Annotated in this window: 15 protein-coding genes; 10 read left to right on the top strand and 5 right to left on the bottom strand. The window is 72.6% G+C overall.

The features are described 5' to 3' along the window. Positions 1-117 precede the first annotated feature (117 nt). Positions 118-1488 (top strand): glutamate decarboxylase, encoded by a 1371-nt coding sequence (locus QDS12_RS02815; protein WP_279876715.1) that lies wholly within the window; start codon positions 118-120, stop codon positions 1486-1488. On the opposite strand, the gene QDS12_RS02820 is transcribed toward QDS12_RS02815, so the two are convergent. Genes QDS12_RS02820 through QDS12_RS02840 form a run of 5 tightly spaced genes read right to left on the bottom strand, consistent with a single transcriptional unit; the run spans position 1482 to position 6537 of the window. Continuing rightward, entirely contained in the window at positions 1482-2561 is a 1080-nt protein-coding gene (locus tag QDS12_RS02820; RefSeq protein ID WP_279876716.1) for a sulfite oxidase, read from the bottom strand. The genes QDS12_RS02815 and QDS12_RS02820 overlap by 7 nt on opposite strands. Before the next feature lie 31 nt (positions 2562-2592). Further along, entirely contained in the window at positions 2593-3471 is an 879-nt protein-coding gene (locus QDS12_RS02825) for an enoyl-CoA hydratase-related protein (RefSeq protein WP_279876718.1), read from the bottom strand. A 9-nt stretch (positions 3472-3480) separates the two neighbouring features. Further along, positions 3481-4824 carry a Dyp-type peroxidase gene (locus QDS12_RS02830; protein WP_279876720.1) on the bottom strand — a complete coding sequence of 448 codons (1344 nt, stop codon included), beginning with the start codon at positions 4822-4824 and terminating at the stop codon, positions 3481-3483. A 25-nt stretch (positions 4825-4849) separates the two neighbouring features. Further along, a complete protein-coding gene (locus QDS12_RS02835; protein WP_279876722.1) occupies positions 4850-5971 on the bottom strand; it encodes a DUF4331 family protein in 1122 nt (373 codons plus the stop codon). A 20-nt stretch (positions 5972-5991) separates the two neighbouring features. After that, positions 5992-6537: a hypothetical protein gene (locus QDS12_RS02840; protein ID WP_279876723.1), complete on the bottom strand. Its 546-nt coding sequence runs from the start codon at positions 6535-6537 to the stop codon at positions 5992-5994. Between the two features lie 205 nt (positions 6538-6742). Between QDS12_RS02840 and QDS12_RS02845 the strand changes: the two genes are divergently transcribed. From QDS12_RS02845 to QDS12_RS02885, 9 genes are read left to right on the top strand one after another with little or no spacing between them, the layout of a single operon-like run. After that, entirely contained in the window at positions 6743-8173 is a 1431-nt protein-coding gene (locus QDS12_RS02845) for an FAD binding domain-containing protein (protein ID WP_279876724.1), read from the top strand. Continuing rightward, positions 8170-10476, top strand: a complete 2307-nt coding sequence (gene xdhB / locus QDS12_RS02850) for a xanthine dehydrogenase molybdopterin binding subunit (protein WP_279876725.1) — start codon at positions 8170-8172, stop codon at positions 10474-10476. Before QDS12_RS02845 ends, xdhB begins: the two co-directional genes overlap by 4 nt. Then, positions 10473-11312 carry a xanthine dehydrogenase accessory protein XdhC gene (xdhC, locus tag QDS12_RS02855; RefSeq protein WP_279876727.1) on the top strand — a complete coding sequence of 280 codons (840 nt, stop codon included), beginning with the start codon at positions 10473-10475 and terminating at the stop codon, positions 11310-11312. The genes xdhB and xdhC overlap by 4 nt, the downstream gene beginning before the upstream one ends. Next, positions 11309-12565 (top strand): aldolase, encoded by a 1257-nt coding sequence (locus QDS12_RS02860; RefSeq protein ID WP_279876728.1) that lies wholly within the window; start codon positions 11309-11311, stop codon positions 12563-12565. Before xdhC ends, QDS12_RS02860 begins: the two co-directional genes overlap by 4 nt. After that, a complete protein-coding gene (gene pucL / locus QDS12_RS02865; RefSeq protein ID WP_279876729.1) occupies positions 12562-13449 on the top strand; it encodes a factor-independent urate hydroxylase in 888 nt (295 codons plus the stop codon). Before QDS12_RS02860 ends, pucL begins: the two co-directional genes overlap by 4 nt. Beyond that, positions 13449-13898, top strand: coding sequence for a 2-oxo-4-hydroxy-4-carboxy-5-ureidoimidazoline decarboxylase (uraD, locus tag QDS12_RS02870; protein WP_279876730.1), 450 nt, complete (start codon positions 13449-13451; stop codon positions 13896-13898). The genes pucL and uraD overlap by 1 nt, the downstream gene beginning before the upstream one ends. Then, positions 13895-14206, top strand: a complete 312-nt coding sequence (gene uraH, locus QDS12_RS02875) for a hydroxyisourate hydrolase (protein ID WP_279876732.1) — start codon at positions 13895-13897, stop codon at positions 14204-14206. Before uraD ends, uraH begins: the two co-directional genes overlap by 4 nt. Next, a complete protein-coding gene (allB, locus tag QDS12_RS02880) occupies positions 14196-15530 on the top strand; it encodes an allantoinase AllB (RefSeq protein ID WP_279876734.1) in 1335 nt (444 codons plus the stop codon). Before uraH ends, allB begins: the two co-directional genes overlap by 11 nt. Then, positions 15527-16345, top strand: a complete 819-nt coding sequence (locus tag QDS12_RS02885) for a bifunctional allantoicase/(S)-ureidoglycine aminohydrolase (protein ID WP_279876735.1) — start codon at positions 15527-15529, stop codon at positions 16343-16345. The genes allB and QDS12_RS02885 overlap by 4 nt, the downstream gene beginning before the upstream one ends. Positions 16346-16348: the final 3 nt, after the last annotated feature.

Genomic DNA, 16348 nt, shown 5'->3' on the forward strand with positions numbered 1-16348 from the left:
CCTTGGTGCGCGCAGCGTCTCACCGGATCGTGCTCCCATACCGGCGGAGCCCTTCTCCGTGGACCTCACCCTTTTCGGTTGGTTCGGGCCGTTGACGATGGGCGTTCACTCGACCGCATGACCAGTGGCGACTCCTTCGCAGCGGCGTTGTACGGCAACCGGTTCCTGACCCAGCCCGCCCCGGCGACCCACTTCCCCGACACGGGGATGACCGCCTTGGAGGCGATGCGGCTGGTCGACGAGGACGTCGCCATGGAGGGCGACCCGCAACGCAACCTCGCCACCTTCGTCACGACGTGGATGGAGCCGGAGGCACAGCGGATCATCGCGGAGAACCTGCACCGCAACTTCATCGACCACGCGGAGTACCCGATCTCGGCCGAGATCGAGCAACGGTGCGTACGGATGCTGGCGGACCTCTTCCACGCGCCCGGCCCCACGACCGGGTGCCGGACGCAGGGGTCGTCCGAGGCGATCATGCTCGGCGCGCTGTCACTGAAGTGGAAGTGGCGCGAGCGTCGCAGGGCCGCCGGCGGGTCGCTCGACCGGCCGAACCTGGTGTTCGGCGGCGACGTCCACGTCGTCTGGGAGAAGTTCTGCCGCTACTTCGACGTGGAGCCGCGGATCATCCCGCTGGCCGAGGACAAGTACACGATCGGCCCGGACGACGTCGAGCCCCACCTCGACGAGAACACGATCGGGGTCGTGGCCGTCCTCGGGACGACGTTCACCGGGCACAAGGACGACGTCGTCGGCATCAACGAGCTGCTCCTGCGCGTCAAGGAGGAGCGCGAGCTCGACATCCCCATCCACGTCGACGCGGCGAGCGGTGGCTTCGTGTGGCCGTTCCTCTTCCCGGAGTCGAGGTGGGACTTCCAGCTCGAGCAGGTCCGCTCGATCAACGTGTCGGGCCACAAATACGGCCTGGTCTACCCCGGCATCGGCTGGCTGGTCTTCCGCGAGGAGTCCGACCTCGCTCAGGACCTGGTCTTCTACGAGAACTACCTCGGCAAGACCGACGCCACGTTCACCCTCAACTTCTCCACGGGCGCCTCGATGGTCCTGGCGCAGTACTACAACTTCGTCCGGCTCGGCCGGGAGGGCTACACCTACGTGATGCGCCAGATGCAGGAGAACGCGCGGGCGCTGGCCGGGCACGCGGCGGAGAGCGGACGCTTCGAGGTGATCGGCAGCGACCTCGAGCAGCTCCCGCTGGTCGCGTTCCGGCTCGCCGGCAAGAACGGGTACGACGAGTCCGACATCGCCTGGCAGCTCTCGGCCGAGCGCGGGTGGATGGTGCCGGCCTACACGCTGCCCCCGAACGCCGAGCACGTGAAGATCCTGCGGGCGCTGGTCAAGGAGACCATGAGCCGCGAGCAGGTGGAGCGCCTGACCCGGGACATGCACGAGGCCTGCAAGACCCTCGACAAGAAGGGCGGCGCCCACGAGACGGAGCGGCAGCAGGTCAAGCAGGGCACCGGCTACTGACCGACCACGTCGACGTACTGCACCTCGACGGCGTTGTTGCCGTAGCCCAGCCGGTTCCAGGGCGGTACGTCGGGCTGGACGTTGCCGGCGGCGTCGGTGGCCCGCGCCCGCAGCGAGTGCCGCCCCGGCGTGGCGTCCCACGTGAACGTCCAGCTCTGCCACTCGTAGGGACCCCTCGGCGGATCCAGCTCCGCCGCCTGCCACTCGCCGGCGCCGGCGAGGCTGACCTCGACGGCCGTCACCGGACCGGTTCCCGACCACGCCTTGCCGCGCACCGTGCAGGTCCCGGCGGGGATGGTCGAGGCGGGCGCCGGGTCGGTCACCCGGGCGCGGACCCGCATGTAGGTGACCGGCTCGTGCGGACGGTCCGGCCACTCGTAGACGTAGTGCCCGGTCTGGAACTCGCCGGTGAAGGGCCGGGTGAGCACCTCGATGCTCCGCAGCCACTTGACCGAGGCGACGGCGAACCACCGCGGGACGACCAGTCGGAACGGGCTTCCGTGGTCGGGCTCGAGCGGCTCGCCGTTCATGTCGTAGGCGACCAGGATCTCGGACGCCGGGTCGGCCGCATGAGCCAGCGACAGCGACCGCACGAAGGTCAGGTGGTCGCCGGTCTCCGGCAGCACCGGGGTGAGGTGGTAGCTGCCGCTGTCGGCACCGGTGAAGCACACCTCCACCCCATCGGGGCGCGGCGCGGCCGCGGCGAGTACGTCGCTCAGGCGCGCGCCTCGCCACACGGCCGTCGAGACGGCGTACCCGCCCCACGGCTCGCCGGTGGGCAGCGGCCGGGTGTCGAGCCGCCCGTTGCCGGCGCACTCCAGCGTCACGGCGTGCTCGACGGCCGGGAGCGCGCGCAGGTCGGCCAGCGTGAGGGACAGCGGCCGGTCGACGGCCCCGCCGACGCTCAGCGTGCCGTCATGGACCGGCAGCGCGAAGTTGCTGCGCACGTAGTGCTCCCGCGTCGGGGTGATCTCCGCGCCGAGCGCTCGCGGGGGTGCCTCCGCGTTGAAGGGCTGCGGGTTGATCATGACCAGCTGCTCACGCGCCTGCTGGACGTCGATCTCGACTGTCATGGGGATTCCTCCGGTGACTTCGATGGGTCGGTCAGTAGTCCGCGTCGCGGAACACGGGGTCGCGGTCGTCGTTGAAGGCACCGATCCCCTCGACGCGGTCCGGGTGGACTGCGGAGCGCCAGTGGGCCTCCATCATGATCGCGATGGCCTGCTCGACCGGCTCGCCCTGCCCCGACCGCGCCGCGTGCTTGACCGCCTGGACCGCCGTCGGCGAGTTGCTCGCGATCTTCCGCGCGATCCTCAGCGCCGCCTCCATCAGGTCGGCCCGGTCGTGCAGCTCGTTGACCATGCCGAGCCGGTAGGCCTCGTCGGCGGTGATCGGGTCCCCCGTCATGAGCATCTGCAGGGCCCTTCCGGGCGGCAGGAGGCGCGGGAGGAAGACGGGCGAGCCGCCGCCGGCCGCGAGTCCGAGCATCGCCTCCGGCTGGCCGAAGACGGCCTGACGGCTGGCGATGATGAAGTCGGTGCTCTGGGCGACCTCGCACCCCCCGCCGTACGCGATCCCGTTGACCGCGGCGAAGACCGGCTTGCGCAGCTGGCGGAGCGTGTAGAGCGTCCGGTCGAAGTCCTGCCGCTGCCGCAGCCACTGCTCCTTGGTCATGCTCTTGCGCTGGCGCAGGTCGCTGCCGACCGAGAAGGCCCGGTCACCCGCTCCGGTGAGGACCACCACCCGTACGGCGGTGCGCACCGCGACGGTCTCCAGGACCTCGGTCAGCAGGGCGCCCATCTCGGTGGAGATCGCGTTGTCGGCGTGCGGGCGGTTGAGGGTGACGATCGCGACCCGTCCGTCCTCGACGACGTCGAGCAGCACGACCGGCTCGGTGTCCTCCGCGGTGGAGGGTGGGCCGAAGTCGAGTGCGCGCCACCGCTCGGTGGTCTGTTCCGTCTGGGGGATCTGCTGGTCGGTCACGGGGTCTCCTCAGCTGTCCAGGTCGCCCAGCCACTTCAGGGCACGCAGGCCGGGCGCGAAGCAGTACTCGCCGCCGCGGGTGACCACGAACGACGGCAGGTCGCGCAGCCGGCGGCGGATCGGCACGTGCGGGATCGTGAAGTCGGTCGGGGCGTGCGCTCCGCCCACGAGCGGGTCGCTCTCCTCGGGCGCACCGATGAAGACGCCGTCGTTGATCCACTGCGTCTTCACGAACTCGAACTGCCGTTTGAGGTGTGCCCCGGCGAAGACGAAGACGATGCCGCGGTCGACGCCATCGTCCTCGAGCACGTCGTCGGGGAGCAGTGGGCCATAGCTGGTGCCGCGCCTGATCATCCGGTGCAGCCGTACGTCGACACTCCGCTCGTCCTCGAGCGCGTCGCGCGGGTTGGCGCGCCGGGCGTGCGCCCCGGCCGGGCACTTGAAGCCGCGGAGGTCGTCGCGATAGCCGAAGGAGTTGTTGCGGGCGGGATCCGCACCGAGCGCCGGGTCGTCTGCGTCAGGGGCCAGCGCCAGCGGCGCGCCACTCGGCCAGCGGCCGACCATCTTCGCGGCGAGCATCCGCTCCTCGTCGCGGTCCCGCGCCCGGTCCCGCAGGTAGCGGCGGTAGGCCGCGACGTCGGTGTGGAGCTTGCGGAAGACCAGGTAGGTCCCGTTGCGACCCAGCACGTCCGGTTGCGGCATCGGGGGGAGCGAACCCGTCTCGTCGGGGTAGCCGAGGATGAACTCGCCCGCCTTGATCGGTCGCTCCGAACTGTTGCGTGCGGGGAGACCGCTTCCCTCGACGTCGGGGTTGCCGATGCCGTCCTTGAACCCGAAGGACGTGCGCCCGGACGGCAGCTGGTAGCAGTCCTGCCGCCAGACCACCTCCACCGACGCCAGGTCCTCGTAGCGCGCCCGTGCGCCCGCGGCCACCGCCTCGAGCCGCTCCTCGTCGCGCGCCAGCACTGACACGGCGACGTGCACCGCATCCGTGCCCAGGGGCCACTCCCAGTGCTCCGGCGCGCTGGCGCCGACGTCGCCCAGCTCGTGGGCGCGGGCCGCCATGCCCTCGCGGAACTCCCGCGGGAAGGTGTCCAGCGACGAGCGCGGCACACCGAGCGCGGCCAGCCCGGCCCACGTGAAGGCGACGGTCGCCCAGGCCTGGGCACCGGCGCCCTGCGCCCGGTTCCCGGCGACGAGCAGGGAGTGCAGGCGGCGGACGAGCTCACGGCCCTGGGCCGGGTCGTGCAGGCGCAGCAGCAGGTAGCGGCCGACGTACGGCGACGGGCGCTCGTGGAGGGCCCCGGCCTGGATGTCGTCCAGCTCGAGGGCCGGCTGCTGCTCGGTGCTCATCGTCGCCTCCTCGGCGCCTGGTCGGTCAGTGGTGCTCGGGAGGCGTCGGCGGGTCGGGGTTCGGCGGCGCGAGGTAGGGGAAGACGGTCGACGCGGGACGGCTGGACGCGTCCACGCCGTCACTGATCGCGGGGCCCGCGCCGGCGTTGATCCAGAGGTTGTAGAGGACGTCGATGACGTCGTCGTTGAGGGCACGCCCGCCGCAGCTGCGCGGCACGTCGCCGGCCATCACGGCCCGCTCGATCTCGAGGAACGAACCCCGCTCGGCGTACGGCCGGGACGGGTCGACGACGAGGTGGTCGGCGAGGACCAGCTCGGTCAGCGGGTGCCCGCCCGACGGGTCGGGCTGCCACTGGTCGACCCCGTCCAGGCCGTCCCAGAACGCCAGGTTGGCGTTCAGCCTCGCCCGGTAGGCGCCGGTGTAGGAGACACCGAGCGAGAAGGCGTCCTCCATGTTGTAGAGGTCCCGGATCTCCAGGTCGCGGTTGACCTGGTCGAACTGCTTCGGACCGAGGAGCAGGTTCTTGACCTCCGGGCGCCCCACCCGCTCGATCCGGACGGAGAGCGTGCCGCGGGTCAGCGTCTCGGCGACCACCGCGACCGGGTCGACCCGCCCCAGCACGGCGGCGCAGTCGATCTCGACGAGCAGCCCGAGCACGTTCTTGCCGTCGAGGTAGATCGACCCAGGATCGGTGAAGGCGAGCCGCCCCTCGGCGATGGTCCGCAGCCCGGCCGGCGCGTCCATGATGAAGGGGTCCCATCGCGGACCTGCGAAGACCCGCAGTCCCGCCCCGTCGTCCTTTCCGGACTCGTCGTCGACGTCGAACGCGACGACCTCGCCGTCCGGCCGGGTGCAGCGACCGCGCTGGGCGCCACCCGCGGTCGGCGCGTCGAAGACGCAGTCGAGCACCCACTCCGGCCCGTCGGCGGCGCCGACGTGGCGCGAGGCCGGGTCGACCTCCGCCGGGCGGATCCGGAAGCGGTAGACGAGGCCGTCGGAGAACCGCGCATCGGCCGGTGCGAACGGCAGCGTGTTCATCACCAGCGCCAGCCACCCGGGCCGCTCCGGGCTGGGGAACGCGTAGAGGTCGGTGATGTCAGCGATGGGGTCCGCGAGCGCCCGCGGTCCCGAGATGTGGTCCGACACGATGGCCTCCCGGCGTCCGGCTAGGCGTCGGCCGCCTCGTCGAGGAGCGGCTTGAGCGCCGGGTGACTCAACGCCTCCTCGGCGCGCGGGTCGTCGAGGACCCGGTCGAACGCCCCCCTCAGGCGTTCGGCCTTCCGCAGCTCCTTCACCGTGCCGGGGTAGTTCCGGGCGTACGCCGCCGCGGTGACCTGCGCGCCGAGGATGAACTCCTTCACCGCGGCCACGTCGGGCAGGCCGGCGTATCCCTCGGTGTGGCGGAAGATCGCGTCGAACAACTGCAGTGGCCCGGCCGCGAAGTCCTCCATGTAGGCGTCCCAGGAGCCGTCGAAGCTGGTCGCGAACAGCAGCCGGGTGTCGTCGTCGAACAGGGCGAACCGCGCCTCGTGGATGCTGGCGATCGCGACCTCGTAGTCGCCCGGCCGGTAGCCCGGCGTGTTCTGCAGCGCGGTCAGGGCGTCGCGCAGCTCGTCCGCGTGGCCCGGGATGACCCGGAAGAAGAGCGTGAACTCGCTGACGGACCCGACCCGGATCCCCGGTCGCGTGGTCCCTTGATCTGCCGTCGTCACCTGTGCGCCTCCTCGCTTCGTCGTCGCGCCCCGCGGCACCCGCCACGGCCCATCTGCTCACAGGGCACGAGGGGATGAGGTCACCCGTAGCGGGTGGCTTCGCGTCCGCGGGTCGACCGGCCAGGGCCCGCGCGAGGGAACTTCGCCGACATCGCTTGCGAGCGCCCACGAACCGGGTTATGACAATCGGAGGGAGGTGTGCGCCATGGCCGAGATCGTGGTCAACGGCGAGCCGCGCGCCCTGGACGGCGTGCCGCTGCACACCAACGCGCTGGACTTCCTCCGTGGCTGTGGCCTGACCGGCGCCAAGGAGGGCTGCGCGGAGGGCGAGTGCGGCGCCTGTGCGGTGATGGTGGCGCGGCCGGCCCCGGACGGCTCGGCGGCGACCGAGTGGACGGCCGTCAACAGCTGCCTGGTCCCCGCGGCGGCGCTCGACGGCCAGGAGGTCGTGACCGTCGAGGGACTCGGTGCTCCCGACTCGCTGCACCCGGTCCAGCACGAGATGGCGGTGCGCGGTGGGTCGCAGTGCGGCTACTGCACGCCTGGCTTCGTCTGCTCGATGGCCGCGGAGTTCTACCGCGCCGACCGAGCGGCCACCAACGGCACCGGACCGCACCACGACCAGTGGGGGCCCAACGGCTTCGACCTGCACGCGATCAGCGGCAACCTGTGCCGCTGCACGGGCTACCGGCCGATCAAGGACGCCGCCTTCGCGCTGGGGTTCCCGATCGCCGGCGACCCCCTCGCGAGCAGGCGCGCGACCGCGGCCCCGGCGGCGGTGGCCACCCGGCTGCGGGACGAGGAGGCGGCGTACGTGAGGCCGGCGTCGCTCGCCGAGGCGCTGGCGACCTTGCGCGACCACGAGGACGCGGCCGTCGTCGCGGGCAGCACCGACTGGGGTGTGGAGGTGAACCTGCGCGGGCGTCGGGCCGACCTGGTCGTGGCCGTCGACCGGCTGCCCGAGCTGCGCGGCTTCTCGGTCGACCGGCAGGAGATCCGTCTCGGCGCCGCGCTCACCCTCAGCGAGGTCGAGCGGCGCCTCGACGGCCGACTGCCCGTGATCTCGGCGCTGACGAGCCAGTTCGGGTCGCCGTTGATCCGCAACAGCGCCACCCTGGGCGGCAACCTGGGCACGGGCTCGCCGATCGGCGACAGCCCGCCGGTCCTGCTCGCGCTCGACGCCGCCGTGGTCCTGGAGTCGCTCGACGGCACGCGGACGGTTCCGCTCGCCGACTACTTCACGGGCTACCGACAGTCCGTACGCCGGCCGGGCGAGCTGATCGCCGAGATCGTGATCCCGCTCCCGGTCAGCGGTGTCACCGGGTTCCACAAGATCGCGAAGCGGCGCTTCGACGACATCTCGTCGGTGGCCGTCGGCTATGCCATCGACGTGGTCGACGGGGTGGTCCGCCGTGCCCGGATCGGGATGGGCGGGGTCGCGGCGACGCCCCTGCGGGGCCTCGCCACCGAGGCAGCGCTGGAGGGCAGCCCCTGGACCGCCGAGACGGTCGACCGTGCAGCCGCCGTCCTGGCGGGCGAGGGCACGCCGATCTCCGACCAGCGCTCCAGCGCGGCCTACCGCACGGCGATGCTCGGCCAGTCGCTGCGGAGGCTGTTCGAGGAGGTGGCGGCATGACGACCACCACCGATCCCGTCGAGACCAGCCCGCTGTCGCGCCGGCCCGAGCGCGCGGTCGTCGGCGAGGCGCTGCCCCACGAGGCGGCCGCGCTCCACGTCACCGGCCGCGCGCTCTACACCGACGACCTGGTCGGGCGGACGCGCGACGTGCTGCACGCGCACCCGGTGCAGGTGCCGGCCGCGCACGCGGTGGTCACCAGCCTCGACGTGGCCCCGGCCCACGACGTCCGAGGCGTGGTGCGGGTGCTCACCGCGGCCGACGTACCCGGCCTCAACGACGCCGGGATCAAGCACGACGAGCCGCTGTTCCCGACCGAGGTCATGTATCACGGGCACGCCGTCTGCTGGGTGCTCGGCGAGACGCTCGAGGCGGCGCGCCGGGGCGCCGCGGCCGTCGAGGTCGAGTACGACGAGCTGCCCGCGCTCGTCACCGTCGAGGAGGCGATCGCGGCCGAGAGCTTCCAGGGCGCTCGGCCCACGCTCGCCCGCGGGGACTCCGCCGCCGGTCTCGCCCGCGCGAGGCACGTCTTCGAGGGCGTCACGACCTGTGCGGGGCAGGAGCACTTCTACCTCGAGACGCACTGCGCGCTCGCGCAGGTGGACGAGAACGGGCAGGTCTTCGTCCAGTCCAGCACCCAGCACCCGACCGAGACCCAGGAGATCGTCGCCCACGTGCTGGGCCTCGCCAGCCACCACGTCACGGTCCAGTGCCTTCGGATGGGTGGCGGCTTCGGCGGCAAGGAGATGCAGCCCCACGGCCTGGCGGCGATCGCGGCGCTCGGCGCGACGCTCACCGGACGCCCGGTGCGGCTGCGGCTCTCCCGTGCCCAGGACATGTCGATGACCGGCAAGAGGCACGGCTTCCACACGAGGTGGAAGGTCGGCTTCGACGACGACGGGCTGTTCACCGGCCTGGAGGCCACCCTCACCGCCGACGGCGGGTGGAGCCTCGACCTCTCGGAGCCGGTGCTGTCCCGGGCGCTCTGCCACGTCGACAACGCCTACTGGATCCCGGACATCACGGTCCACGGGCGCGTCGCCAAGACCAACAAGACCTCGCAGACGGCCTTCCGCGGCTTCGGCGGCCCCCAGGGCATGCTGATGATCGAGGACATCATCGGCCGCTGCGCGCCGCTGCTCGGGGTCGCGCCGGCCGACCTGCGGCGGCGGAACTTCTACGTCGAGGGCCAGGCGACGCCGTACGGCCAGCCGGTCCGGCACCCGCACCGGCTCGTGGCCGCCTGGGAGCAGGTCGGCGAGACGGCCTCGCTGGACGCGCGCCGGGCCTGGATCGACCAGTGGAACGCCGCCCACGCGAACCGGAAGCGGGGGCTCGCGATCACCCCGGTGAAGTTCGGCATCTCGTTCAACTTCACCGCCTTCAACCAGGCCGGTGCGCTCGTCCACGTCTACAAGGACGGCTCGGTGCTCATCAACCACGGTGGGACCGAGATGGGCCAGGGCCTGCACACGAAGATGCTCCAGGTGGCCGCGACCGCGCTCGGCGTGCCCCTGGCGCGCGTGCGGCTGGCGCCGACGCGGACCGACAAGGTGCCCAACACCTCCGCGACCGCGGCGTCGTCCTCGTCGGACCTCAACGGCGGCGCGATCAGGAACGCCTGCGACCAGATCCTCGAGCGGCTGGCACCGGTCCGCGCGGATCTGCCCGACGCCTCCTGGGAGGAGCTCGTCTCCGCCGCCTACTTCCGCCGCATCCAGCTCTGGGCGGCCGGCTACTTCGCCACCCCCGGGCTGAGCTGGGACGCCGGCACGGTGCGCGGGACGCCGTTCAAGTACTTCGCCTACGGCGTCGCCGCCGCCGAGGTCGAGGTCGACGGCTTCACCGGCGGCTACACCACCCGTCGCGTCGACATCGTCCACGACGTCGGCGACTCGCTGTCGCCGCTGGTCGACGTCGGACAGATCGAGGGGGGCTTCGTCCAGGGCGCCGGCTGGCTGACGCTGGAGGACCTGCGCTGGGACGAGACCGACGGGCCCGGCCGTGGTCGGCTGACGACCAACGCAGCCTCGACCTACAAGGTGCCGTCGTTCTCGGAGCTGCCCGCCGAGCTCAACGTCGCGCTCCTGGAGCGTGCCCACGAGGACGGCGTCGTCTACGGCTCCAAGGCCGTCGGCGAGCCGCCGCTCATGCTCGCCTTCTGCGTGCGGGAGGCCCTTCGCGACGCCTGCGCGGCCTTCGGACCCCCGGGCCGACCCGTCGAGCTGCCCTCGCCGGCCACGCCCGAGGCGGTCTACTGGGCCCTGGCGGCCGCTCGCGAGGCAGCGGGAGCAGCGCCGTGACCGCCTGGATCGAGGCCGTGCGCACGTTGCGCACCGCCCGCGAGGCCGGCGTACTGGTGACGCTCATCGAGGTCCGCGGCCATGCGCCCCGCGAGGCCGGGGCGAAGATGGTCGTCTCCGCCTCACGGACCTGGTCGTCCATCGGCGGCGGCAACCTCGAGGAGGACGCGATCGCCCGCGCCCGCGCGCTGATCGAGATCGGTGCCGTCGAGCCGGCGTCGTTCACGGCCTCGCTCTCCGACAAGGCGCCGCCCGAGTACGGCGTCCAGTGCTGCGGCGGCGAGGTGACCGTGCTGCTGGAGCCGCTGCGGGTCGTCCCGTCGGTCGCCATCTTCGGGATGGGGCACGTCGGCGTCGAGCTGGCCCGGATCCTGGCGCGCCACGACATCGAGCTGCACCTGGTGGACTCGCGCGACACCCGGCTCGACGCCGAGGTGCTGGTGCCGCTTGAGGACGCCGTCGCCGGCGTGCACCGCCACCACGTCCCGGTGATCCCGGAGCTCGTGCTCGCGGAGCTCCCCCACGGCACCCAGGTCCTGGTGCTCACCCACGACCACGCCGAGGACCTCGCGATCATCGACGCGGCCCTGCGCTGCCCCCACCTCGGGTCGGTCGGCCTCATCGGCTCGTCGGCCAAGTGGGCGCGCTTCCGGGCCAAGCTCGCCGCCGCCGGCTTCAGCGCCCACGAGATCGACCGCGTCCAGACCCCGATCGGGCTGCCGGGGCTCACCACCAGCAAGGAGCCAGCGGCCATCGCCCTGTCGGTCGCCGCGGCCTGGCTCGCGTCGCGGGAGTGGGTCAGCGCGGACGCGGCCCGAGCGGCGGACGAGACGTGAGCGCCGACCCCACCACCGTGGCCGACAAGCTGGCCGTCGAGCTCGACGCGCGGCTGGCCGGCGCCGACGCTGCCCTCGAGCGCGGCTACCCCGGCGAGCGGCCCGGCCGCCAGCCCGTCCACACCGTCTACGTCCCGGCCGACCGCTACGACGCCGGCCTCGTGGCTGCCTACGGCTCGGCGGCGCTGCGTGCCCTCGACGAGCACGCGGAGGGCTTCGCGCGGCTCGTGCGGGACGACGACATCGTCGTCCGCGTCCGCGCCAAGCTCGCCGCGGAACCGGTCGAGGACCTGCGGATCGACTTCGAGGACGGGTACGTCGGCAGGACGGATGCCGACGAGGACGTCGACCTGGTCCGCGCCGCGACCGCCCTGGCGGCGAGCCGGCGCGACGGAGCGGCGGCCCCGTTCGGCGGCATCCGGGTCAAGTCCTTCGAGGGACCGACCCGGCACCGGTCGGTGCGCACCCTGACCGGGTTCGTCGCGGCGCTGGTCGAGGGCGGTGGGTCGCTGGAGGGCTGGGTGGTGACGCTGCCGAAGGTGACCAGCGTCGACCAGGTCGAGGCGATGCTGCACACCTGCGCGGTCCTCGAGGACGAGCTGGACCTGCTCGCGGGCAGCCTGCGGTTCGAGATCCAGGTCGAGACGCCGCAGTCGATCCTGGGCGCCGACGGCACGGCGCTGGTCGCCCGGATGGTCCACGCCGCGGGGGAGCGCCTCACCGGGCTGCACTACGGCACCTACGACTACTCGGCGTTCTGCGGGATCGCCGCGGAGCAGCAGTCGATGGCGCACCCGGTCGCCGACCACGCCAAGCTCGTCATGCAGGCCGCCGCGGCCGGCACCGGCGTCCGGCTCTCCGACGGCTCCACCAACGTCCTCCCGGTCGGAGACGCCCACGACGTCGAGGCGGCCTGGTCGCTGCACCACCAGCTCGTCCGCAGGTCCCTCGAGCGCGGCTACTACCAGGGCTGGGACCTCCACCCCGCCCAGCTGCCGACCCGCTACGCCGCCACCTACGCGTTCTTCCGCGAGGGGCTGCCGCGAGCCCTGACCCGGCTGGCGGACTACGCGCGACACGTGACCGGCGGCATCGCCGACGAGCCGGCGACCGCACGCGCCCTGTCGTCGTACGTCCTGCGCGGCCTGGACTGCGGCGCGGTGGACGAGGCGGAGGTCGTCGGCGCGACGTCGCTCACGACCGCGGCGCTGGAGATCCTCGCCCGACACCGACCGAGGAGCACACCGTCATGACGCTCATCCTGGGGGCCAACCAGTACGGCAAGGCCGAGAGCCGCGTCGTGCGGATCGTGCGCGACACGGCGCGACACGAGATCCGCGACCTCAACGTGTCGACGTCCCTGCGGGGCGACTTCGCGGACGCGCACACCACCGGGGACCAGGCCAACGTGCTCCCCACTGACACGCAGAAGAACACCGCGTTCGCCTACGCCAAGCTCCACGGCGTCGACTCCATCGAGGACTACGCGCTCGCCCTCGGCAACCGGCTCCTGGAGGCGACGCCCGCGGCCGCGCAGGCCCAGGTCCGCGTGGAGGAGTACGCGTGGGACCGGCTCGGCGACCACTCGTTCGTGCGGCGCGGTGGCGGTGTCCGCACGGCCGTGGTGACCGTGACGCGCAGCGCGACCCATGTCGTCTCCGGCGTCCGCGACCTCGTCCTCCTCAACTCCACCGACTCGGAGTTCAAGGGCTTCCTCACCGACGAGTTCACCACGCTCCCCGAGACGGACGACCGGATCCTCGCCACGGCCCTCGTCGCCCGTTGGCGACACGGCACCACCGACGGCGTCGACTGGAACAAGTCCTACGCCGCGGGGCTCGACACGTTGCTCCAGACCTTCGCCGGCACCTACTCCCGTGCGCTGCAGGAGACGCTGCACGCCATGGGCACAGCGCTGCTGGAGAGCCAGCCGGACCTCGCCGAGGTGCGGTTCTCGGCGCCCAACAAGCACCACTTCCTCGTCGACTTCGGCGGCTTCCGCGTCGACGGGCTGACGAACGACGGCGAGGTCTTCATCGCCGCCGACCGTCCCTACGGGCTCATCGAGGCCGAGGTGATCCGCGACGACGCACCACCGGCGGGCGACGCCTGGCTGGCCGTGCCGGGGTTCTGCTGATGGGCGCGCGCACCACCCGCGAGACCTTGCTCGGTTGCCTCTCCGTCCCGCGCTGGGCCGACGAGGTCCTCGCCGGGCAGCCGTACGCCGACCAGCGGGCGCTCCTCGAGGCCGCGGCCGCGGCGGCCGCCGAGCTCAGCGACGCCGAGCTCGACCAGGCGCTCGCCGGTCATCCCCGGATCGGCGAGCGGGGTGGAGACCGGTCGCAGGCGGAGCAGTCGGGGATCGACCCGTCCGCCGACGACACGGCCGCGCGGCTGGCCGCCGGCAACGCCGCCTACGAGGCGCGCTTCGGGCGCGTGTTCCTCATCCGCGCCGCGGGCCGCGACGGCGAGGAGATCCTGGGCGAGCTGGACCGCCGGCTCCGCAACGACGACGCCACCGAGCGCACCGAGACCGTGGACAACCTGCGAGAGATCGCCCTCCTCAGATTGGAGCAGGCCCGATGAGCACCCTGTCGACGCACGTCCTCGACACCAGCGCGGGCAGACCGGCCGTAGGGATCGCCGTCCGGCTCGAGACCCGCGACGGCGAGCTGCTCGCCAAGGCGACCACCGACGCCGACGGGCGGGTCGGCGGTCTCGGTCCCGATGGGCTCGATCCGGGCGACTACGTGGTCCGCTTCGACACCGGCGACTACGTCGACGGCTTCTACCCCGAGGTCGTCGTGGTCTTCACCGTCACCGATCCCGACGAGCACTACCACGTGCCCCTGCTCCTCAGCCCCTACGGCTACTCCACCTACCGTGGCAGCTGAGCTCGACCTCGTCGTCCGCGCTCGCCGCGCGGTCGTCGAGGCGCGCGAGGTGGCGGCCGCCGTCGGCGTGCGCGACGGTCGGATCGTCGCCCTCACCTCCCTCGACGACGCACCGGCCGCGAGGTCGGTGGTCACGCTCGAGGACGACGAGGTGCTGCTTCCAGGCCTGGTCGACACGCACGTCCACGTCAACGAGCCGGGTCGCACGGAGTGGGAGGGTTTCGCCACCGCGACGCGCGCGGCCGCGGCCGGTGGCGTCACCACGATGCTCGACATGCCGCTCAACTCGATCCCGCCCACGACCACCGTCGCCCACCTGCGCACCAAGCAGGCGGCCGCCGCGGGACAGGTCCACGTCGACGTCGGCTTCTGGGGCGGCGCCGTGCCCGGCAACCTCGGGGACCTCGAGGCCCTGCACGAGGCGGGGGTGTTCGGCTTCAAGTGCTTCCTGCTCGACTCGGGGGTCGAGGAGTTCGCGCACCTGGAGCCGGACGCGTTCGCGCTGGCCATGAAGGAGACCGCCCGCCTCGGGGCCCTGCTCATCGTGCACGCCGAGGACGGCCGCCTCCTGGACGAGACCGCCCTCCGCGGCGCGGGCTACGCGGGCTTCCTCGCGTCGCGTCCCCCGGAGGCCGAGGTCGCCGCCATCGAGCTCGTGCTCGCACAGGCGCGGGAGTCGGGCGGCCGCGCGCACATCGTCCACCTGAGCAGCGCGAGCGCCCTACCCGCCCTTCGTGCGGCCCGCACCGCGGGTGCCGACGTGACGGTCGAGACGTGCCCGCACTACCTCACGTTCGACGCGGAGAGCATCGGCGACGGAGCCACCGAGCTCAAGTGCTGCCCGCCGATCCGGGAGGCGGCGAACCGCGAGGCGCTCTGGGGCGCGCTCGCCGCTGGCGACGTGGACTTCGTCGTCTCCGACCACTCCCCGTGCACCGCCGACCTCAAGCGGCGCGGCGGCGGTGACTTCGGGCAGGCCTGGGGCGGCATCGCCTCGCTCCAGCTCGGCCTCCCGGCCGTCTGGACCGGAGCCCGCGAGCGCGGTCTCCCGCTGGTCGACGTCGCCGGCTGGATGGCGACCGCGCCGGCGCGCCGCGTGGGCCTCGAGCACAAGGGCCGGATCGCGCTCGGGGCGGACGCCGACCTGGTCCGGTTCGCTCCCGAGGAGCAGTTCACCGTCGACGTCGCGGCGCTGCGCCACCGCAACCCGATCTCCGCCTACGCCGGCCGCTCCCTCCACGGGGTCGTGCGGCAGACCTGGCTGCGCGGGGTCGCGGTCGACGGCGAGCCGCGCGGGCAGCTCCTGAGGAGAGGTCGTCCATGAATCAGAGCTCCTACCACGTCCCAGCGGGCGGGCTCCCGCCGCAGACGGCCTTGACGACCGACCGCGCCCGGTTCACCGAGGCGTACGCCGTCATACCTGCCCGCACGCTCAGCGACATCACGGCCTCCTACCTGCCGACCTGGGCGCGCACGCGCCTGTGGGTCCTCGCGCGTCCGCTGTCCGGGTTCACCGAGACGTTCAGCCAGTACGTCGTCGAGGTCGCGCCGGGCGGCGGCTCGGATGCTCCGGAGGCCGACCGCGCGGCCGAGGCGGTGCTGTTCGTCGTCGCCGGGACGCTCGTCCTGACCCTCGACGGTGAGCAGCACGAGCTGGCGCCCGGGGGCTATGCCTACCTGCCGCCGGGCGCGCGCTGGTCGCTGCACAACCGTGGCGCCGGCCCGGGCACCTTCCACTGGATCCGCAAGCGCTACGAGCGGGTGGACGGCCTGGACGTGCCGGACGCCTTCGTCACCCGCGAGCAGGACGTCACGCCGATCGACATGCCCGGGACCGACGGCGCCTGGTCGACCACGAGGTTCGTCGACGTCGCCGACCTGCGCCACGACATGCACGTCAACATCGTGACGTTCGAGCCCGGGGGAGCGATCCCGTTCCCGGAGATGCACGTGATGGAGCACGGGCTCTACGTGCTCGAGGGGAAGGCCGTCTACCTCCTCAACCAGGACTGGGTCGAGGTCGAGGCCGGGGACTTCATGTGGCTGCGCGCCTTCTGCCCCCAGGCCTGCTACGCGGGCGGGCCCGGGCTCTTCCGCTACCTGCTCTACAAGGACGTCAACCGCCATGTCGGGCTCTGATCC

The organism is Nocardioides sp. CER19, assembly GCF_029846275.1.
Classification (GTDB): domain Bacteria; phylum Actinomycetota; class Actinomycetes; order Propionibacteriales; family Nocardioidaceae; genus Nocardioides.

Excerpts from the sequence above, each read along its gene's own strand:
- QDS12_RS02815 (WP_279876715.1), top strand. The coding sequence starts at position 118 with ATGACCAGTGGCGACTCCTTCGCAGCGGCGTTGTACGGCAACCGGTTC.
- QDS12_RS02820 (WP_279876716.1), bottom strand. The coding sequence starts at position 2,561 with ATGACAGTCGAGATCGACGTCCAGCAGGCGCGTGAGCAGCTGGTCATG.
- QDS12_RS02830 (WP_279876720.1), bottom strand. The coding sequence starts at position 4,824 with ATGAGCACCGAGCAGCAGCCGGCCCTCGAGCTGGACGACATCCAGGCC.
- QDS12_RS02845 (WP_279876724.1), top strand. The coding sequence starts at position 6,743 with ATGGCCGAGATCGTGGTCAACGGCGAGCCGCGCGCCCTGGACGGCGTG.
- xdhB (WP_279876725.1), top strand. The coding sequence starts at position 8,170 with ATGACGACCACCACCGATCCCGTCGAGACCAGCCCGCTGTCGCGCCGG.
- pucL (WP_279876729.1), top strand. The coding sequence starts at position 12,562 with ATGACGCTCATCCTGGGGGCCAACCAGTACGGCAAGGCCGAGAGCCGC.
- uraD (WP_279876730.1), top strand. The coding sequence starts at position 13,449 with ATGGGCGCGCGCACCACCCGCGAGACCTTGCTCGGTTGCCTCTCCGTC.
- uraH (WP_279876732.1), top strand. The coding sequence starts at position 13,895 with ATGAGCACCCTGTCGACGCACGTCCTCGACACCAGCGCGGGCAGACCG.
- QDS12_RS02885 (WP_279876735.1), top strand. The coding sequence starts at position 15,527 with ATGAATCAGAGCTCCTACCACGTCCCAGCGGGCGGGCTCCCGCCGCAG.